This is a genomic window from Lacticaseibacillus sharpeae JCM 1186 = DSM 20505 (genome assembly GCF_001436225.1).
Lineage (GTDB): Bacteria > Bacillota > Bacilli > Lactobacillales > Lactobacillaceae > Lacticaseibacillus > Lacticaseibacillus sharpeae.
The window spans coordinates 1-1,494 of record NZ_AYYO01000015.1; the positions used below are offsets into that span (position 1 = coordinate 1).

At 46.0% G+C, this 1,494-nt stretch carries 1 protein-coding gene; it reads left to right on the forward strand.

Annotated elements, in window-relative coordinates; all coding sequences use genetic code 11:
• Positions 1-145 precede the first annotated feature (145 nt).
• A complete protein-coding gene (locus tag FC18_RS04580; protein ID WP_054680737.1) occupies positions 146-1,423 on the forward strand; it encodes an ISL3 family transposase in 1,278 nt (425 codons plus the stop codon).
• Positions 1,424-1,494 lie beyond the last annotated feature (71 nt).

Below are 1,494 nucleotides of genomic sequence, written 5' to 3' on the forward strand. Positions count from 1 at the left end.
GGCGCTACGATATTTGGAGTTGATAGACATCTTGTCTGTCAGCTCCTTTTTCTATACCATTTATGTATTTGAACATGCAAAAAGGACACCACACTAATTCGTGTCCACAGATCCGACCAAAGATAAGTAAATAGGAGTTTGTGTAATGTCCCTTACAAGTAAGTCTATCCGAATGGTTCTAGAAATCAAGGACCCTAACATAATTTTTACGCAAGACGCTGAAAATGAAGAAGTTCATGGGGCTTCCGCCCTGGTCTTCTACGCGGAGCTTAAGGCGAAGCCAGAACGCTGCCCCAACTGTGGATTCATGGATAAGATAGTCCGCTATGGGTTTGAAAGCTCATGCGTGCTTGCCCCAAGTTTCACTTACCGGCCGACTTACCTAAAGCTCAGACGCCAACGATACCGATGCGACCTATGCCGGTCAGTCTTCCAGAGTGAGACTGACTATGTGCGTCCCAACAGCACTATTAGTACCCCCGTAAGGCAGATGGTTTTATTTGAGGCGCTCTCCAACAATTCATTAGCTGCCATCGCCCGTCGCTTCCATGTGGCAGACAAAACAGTTCAGCGAATCATTGACGAGGAGGCCGCAACACACAACTACAACCAGCAGACTTGGCTTCCCCACCATCTTGCGTTTGATGAATTTAAGGCGACTGACAAGATGAGCTTCATCTGGGGTGATAGTGACCAACACGAGATAGGCGGCATCCTGCCTTCACGCACTTCGTATGCGATTCAGAAATACTTCGAAGGATTTCCACTTAAAGTGCGCCAACAGGTGCAGACAATCTCGCTTGACCTGAACGCAGGCTACATTAACCTCATTCCACGGTTGTTTCCAAATGCCAAAGTCGTTGTAGATCGATTTCACATTGTGCAAATGGTTTCGACTGCGCTCAACATGGTGCGGGTAAAGTCCATGAATACCCTCCCCAAAAGCAGCAAGGAATACCGCTTCATGAAACGGGAATGGAAAGATTTCCTCATGGACCTTAGCGAGTTAGAAGCCAAGCAAGTAGCGTTTCATCCTAGCGTGGGGTACGCCGCAACAACATTGAATCTAGTCACCGAATGTCTTGATTTACATCCAACCCTTCGCGACACATATGAGGTTTACCAAGGTATTTTAGGGGCGATTAGAAACCGTGATGTGGAAACACTTAGGCAAACGTTGGAAGACTACAAGCCGCTAGATAATCGCATGGATCAGTCCATCAGGTCATTGAAGAAGTACAAGAATCAAGTGCTCAACGCAGTTCGTTACGATTATTCGAACGGATTCCTTGAAGGAATCAACAGCCTCATAAAGAAAATTAAGAACACAGCATACGGATACAAAAACTGGAGCAATTTCATCAACCGGATTTATCTTGAAAGGGTATGGTTCAAGGTAAACAACAAGGCGTCGCGCGCATAAGAAAAGCACCTAGGCCAATTAAGGTCCAAGTGCTTTCAAAAAGTTCTATCAACTCTACTTGACGAAGAGCC

Coding starts and splice junctions, on each gene's coding strand:
- FC18_RS04580 (WP_054680737.1), top strand. CDS start 146: ATGTCCCTTACAAGTAAGTCTATCCGAATGGTTCTAGAAATCAAGGAC.